This window comes from Devosia sp., from assembly GCF_014860165.1.
In the GTDB taxonomy this organism is placed as follows: domain Bacteria; phylum Pseudomonadota; class Alphaproteobacteria; order Rhizobiales; family Devosiaceae; genus Devosia.
The window spans coordinates 1-4,222 of sequence record NZ_JACZKG010000026.1 but is presented as its reverse complement, the minus strand read 5'-3'; the positions used below and the strand labels follow the sequence as shown (position 1 = coordinate 4,222).

Genomic DNA, 4,222 nt, shown 5'->3' with positions numbered 1-4,222 from the left:
GGCCAGGTACGCTGTGTCGCAAGCGCAGCTGCCGAGTTCCCCCCGCCCAATGGGAGCGACCTCCCATCCCTGGCTGTCTTCACGGTCATCACTCGTCATGACCGGCTCTGCCGTGAAGATGGAAGGAGTATGCGGCAGGTTTTGGTGGGTGGGGATAAGTCGGCGGACAACCGGCGCAACTACCCCGCCTTCCAGCCTGCCCCCTTCTTGAGGCGCAGGACGAAGCCGATGACTTCGGCGACGGCCTTGAAATGCTCGTTGGGGATGGTCTCGTCGATGTCGACGCTGGCAAACAGCGCGCGGGCCAGCGGCGGGTTTTCCACGATCGGCACGTCGTGTTCCTTGGCCAGTTCGCGGATGCGGAAGGCCACGGCGTCGGCGCCCTTGGCGACGCATTTGGGCGCTTTCATCGCCTTGTCGTATTTGAGCGCCACGGCAAAGTGCGTCGGGTTGGTGATGACCACGGTCGCATCGGGCACCGCGGCCATCATCCGCTTGCGCGAGCGTTCCTGACGCAGCTGACGAAGCTTGCCCTTGATGTGAGGGTCGCCCTCCATCTGCTTGTATTCGTCGCGGGTTTCCTGAACCGTCATCATCAGCTTCTTCCACCACTTCTGGCGGACATAGAGATAGTCGGCAAAGGCGATGACGGTGACGATTGCCAGCACCGCCGTGAAGATCTTGATCCCGATCTCCTGGAAATCGGCAAGGATCATCAGCGGGTCTGCCGTCATCATGGTGTCGAGCCGGTCCCGCTCCGGCCACACCACCATGACCACCACCGTGCCCACCACGCCGATCTTGAGCAGGCCCTTGCCGAAATTGACGAGGGAATCGGTGGAGAACAGCCGCTTGGCGCCCGCCAGCGGCGAAATCTTGGAGAATTTGGGAATGAGCGGCTCGGTCGACAGCAGCGGGCGATGCTGTATCAGGTTGGCCATGATGGCGCAGCTCGAGAGCACGACCAGCGGAATGAGCACCGTGCCGAGCAGGGCAAGGGCGAGGCCATTGAAGAACGCCGAGAAGCCCGCCCCGCCCAGCTCGAACTGGTCGGCATTCATCAGGATGAGCTTGAGCGACTCCGACAGGTTCGCCGCAGTGGCCGGCGCCATCATGGAGAAGATGGCGGCAGAACCGAGCAGCATGAACCAGGTGACCACTTCCTGGCTCTTGGCGACATCGCCTTTCTTGTGGGCGTCCTCAAGCTTCTTTTGAGAAGGGTCTTCTGTTTTTGCGTCCTGTTCCGGTGCCTCGTCCGACATGGCGGATTAACCCCTCCACATGGCGAGGTGGGCCTCGAAATGGCTGAGATACCAGCCCATCATCATCACCAGCAGCATGGCGAACAGCACCAGGCCGATGATGATGTTGGCGGGCATGAGCAGGAAGTACACCTGTAAAGCCGGCATCAGCCGGGCCAGGATGCCGGCCCCCAGGTTGAACACGAGGCCGAAGACGATGAACGGCGCCGACATCTGGATGCCGACGCTGAAGGCGCTGGCCACCGTGCGGATGGCCAGTTGCGCGGCATCGTCGAACATCAGCGGCGCATCGAGCGGGAACACCATGTAGCTGTCATAGGTAGCCGCGAGCGCCACGTGATGCAGGTCCGTGGCAAAGATCAGCACCATGCCCAGGAAGCTGAGAAAGCTGCCGAACACGGCGCCCTGCATGCCCACTTGGGTGGGGTCGGCGGCCATCGCGCTGGAGAGGCCCGTCTGGAACGCGATGATCGCGCCGGCCACCTGGGTCGCCATGACCGAGATGCGGACGATGGCGCCCAGGATGATGCCGATGGCCAGTTCATGAAAGATGAGGCCGATAATGGCCATGACGTCTTCGGGCATGGCGGGCAGGCTGGGCGACAGCAGCGGATAGAGCACGAGGGTGAAGGCCAGCGCGAAACTCAGACGCATGCGCAGCGGGATCATGTCCTCGCCCAAAGCCGGCATCAGCATGAGGATGGCGCCGATCCGCGAGAACATCAGCAGGTAGAGAAAGGCCGTATTGGGCAGCCAGTCGAGGCCGACAGTCACCGTCAGCCGCCCACGATGATCATGTCGACCACCCGGTTCATGTAGCCGCCCATCGTGGCTCCCAGGAATGGCAGGGTCAGCAGCATGGTAACGAAGATGGCGATGATCTTGGGCACGAAGACCAGCGTCTGTTCCTGGATCTGCGTCAGGGCCTGGAACAGAGCGATGATGACGCCGACCACCAGGCCAACCAGCATCATCGGCGCCGATACGATGATTAGCGTCCAGATGCCGTCGCTGGCAATGTCGAGTACTTCCGCGCCGGTCATTGTCTCGTCCCGTGGTGGCCTGATGGAATCGGAGCCACCAGCAATTGTACTCCTACAGTGTCATTCCCGCGAAGGCGGGAATCCATTCTGACCCCAACCTGTGTTGAAGAGTGGATTCCCGCCTTCGCGGGAATGACGCCAGGCGTGGACCAACTAGATCGGCATCCGCATGATTTCTTCATACGCCGAGATCACGCGGTCGCGGACGGTCACCATGGTTTCGATGGCGATTTCGGTTTCGCTGAGGGCCGTCACCATGTCCACGATATTGGCCTTGCCATTGACCATGTCGACCGCCATGCGGTCGCTGGTAGCACCGGCATCGACCACGCCCTGCACCTGCTGGGCCAGCATGTCGGCAAAGTTGTTGCCCGTGCCGCCCGAGGTCATGGCGGTGAGATCGGTCTGGGGGCGCGCCGCCTGGTTGATCAACCGGCTGGCATTGCCATAGGCGGCGGTGGCGGCGTTGAAGGGGGTGTTGATGGCCATGTGCCTGGTTCCTAGCCGCGCAGGATGTCGAGCGTGCGCCCGAGCATCTGCCGCGTAACGGTGACGACGTTGAGATTGGCCTCGTAGGTGCGCTGGGCCTCGCGCATGTCCATCGTCTCGATCAGCGGATTGATGTTGGGATACTGCACATAGCCGCGGACATCGGCTGCCGGATGGCCGGGCTCGTATCGGCTGGTAAAGTCGCTCATGTCATAGGCCAGGTTCCCCACCTCGACGACCTTGCCGCCGACATCGGGGTCGAAGGTCGCCTCGAAGGTGGGAATGCGCCGGCGATAGGGCTCGTCCCCCGGCGCCTTGCCGGCGGAATCGACGTTGGCGAGGTTTTCGGCGATGACGCGCATGCGCGCGGTCTGGGCATGCAGGCCCGTGGCAGCGATGCGAAGTGACGAATTGAAGTCCATGCGGCGTTACTCCTAGGCCTGCCGGCCCATCGCGGTGCGGAGGATCTTGATCGACTTCTGGTAGAGGCTGGTGGCGGCCTGGTAGTCCATCAGGTTGGTGGTGACCTTCATCATCTCGTCTTCGAGCGTGACGCCATTGCCCTCAGGCGTGATCTCGAAATTGGCCATGCGCTGCGCGCCAAAGGCGCTACCCTCGCTGCTGGACACCGAGAAATGCATGGGCTGCGTCGCCGAGGTGGTGACCGTGGCCGATGAGAAACCCGCCGAGCGGTCGGCATAGTCGTATTGCGCCAGGTCGCGCCCGCGATAGCCGGGCGTCTCGGCATTGGCGACGTTTTCAGCCAGCAGCCCTTGACGCGTCTGGTGCCAGCGCATCTTGTCGGTGAGTGCCGTGAAGACCGGCATGTTCATGAGGCCCATTGGCCGAAGTCCCCCGCGAGTCCCCAGAATGGGGGACGCGATGGGCAAATCTTGCCGACCTATGGTTAATCAAGTGTTAACCGCAGCCCGATAGGGCGAATGCGGCCTCGCATTCTGCACATTCGCCTTATGTGATAGGCAATATATGCCGCCCGGATTCGGGCGAGACGCTCTGGAGACGAAATGGATATCATCACCGCGCCCCTCGGCGGCATCATGAACACACTGTTTGCGCTCGGCGCGGTCATTGTCGGCATAGTGCTGCTATTGTGGCTGCTGAAACTGCTGACTGGTGCAGCCGGCAGCGTGACGCGCGGACGCAACCGGCGGCTGGCGGTGGTGGATTCGCTGGCCCTCGACCCCAAGCGGCAATTGCTCATCGTGCGGCGTGACAATGTGGAGCACCTGATCCTGGTCGGCGGCCCGCAGGACATGGTGGTGGAAACCGGCATCGCGGTGGAAGAAGCCCCGGCGGCGCAGCCGGCGCGGCGCCCTATCCCGATGGTGGCGTCCCGCAAGCCGGCCAAGGCATCGCCGGCTGTCGCGACGCCTCCCATCACGGCAGCGACGCCGACCCCTCCCGCAC

7 protein-coding genes are annotated in these 4,222 nt (G+C 62.8%); 1 reads left to right on the top strand and 6 read right to left on the bottom strand.

The window, feature by feature from the left end; translation table 11 throughout:
• Nucleotides 1–179: 179 nt before the first annotated feature.
• The 6 genes from flhB to flgB form a co-directional block, all read right to left on the bottom strand.
• A complete protein-coding gene (gene flhB / locus IH615_RS05905) occupies nt 180–1,262 on the bottom strand; it encodes a flagellar biosynthesis protein FlhB (protein WP_291360613.1) in 1,083 nt (360 codons plus the stop codon).
• A 6-nt stretch (nt 1,263–1,268) separates the two neighbouring features.
• Nucleotides 1,269–2,036: a flagellar biosynthetic protein FliR gene (gene fliR / locus IH615_RS05900; RefSeq protein WP_291360612.1), complete on the bottom strand. Its 768-nt coding sequence runs from the start codon at nt 2,034–2,036 to the stop codon at nt 1,269–1,271.
• A gap of 2 nt (nt 2,037–2,038) precedes the next feature.
• Nucleotides 2,039–2,305 carry a flagellar biosynthesis protein FliQ gene (fliQ, locus tag IH615_RS05895; RefSeq protein WP_056232176.1) on the bottom strand — a complete coding sequence of 89 codons (267 nt, stop codon included), beginning with the start codon at nt 2,303–2,305 and terminating at the stop codon, nt 2,039–2,041.
• 153 nt (nt 2,306–2,458) lie between these two features.
• Nucleotides 2,459–2,794 carry a flagellar hook-basal body complex protein FliE gene (locus IH615_RS05890; RefSeq protein ID WP_291360611.1) on the bottom strand — a complete coding sequence of 112 codons (336 nt, stop codon included), beginning with the start codon at nt 2,792–2,794 and terminating at the stop codon, nt 2,459–2,461.
• Between the two features lie 11 nt (nt 2,795–2,805).
• A complete protein-coding gene (gene flgC, locus IH615_RS05885) occupies nt 2,806–3,216 on the bottom strand; it encodes a flagellar basal body rod protein FlgC (protein WP_291360609.1) in 411 nt (136 codons plus the stop codon).
• A 12-nt stretch (nt 3,217–3,228) separates the two neighbouring features.
• A complete protein-coding gene (flgB, locus tag IH615_RS05880) occupies nt 3,229–3,636 on the bottom strand; it encodes a flagellar basal body rod protein FlgB (RefSeq protein WP_291360607.1) in 408 nt (135 codons plus the stop codon).
• Nucleotides 3,637–3,819: 183 nt separating this feature from the next.
• Between flgB and IH615_RS05875 the strand changes: the two genes are divergently transcribed.
• On the top strand, nt 3,820–4,222 hold a 403-nt coding region (locus IH615_RS05875), incomplete at its 3' end, for a flagellar biosynthetic protein FliO (protein WP_291360605.1).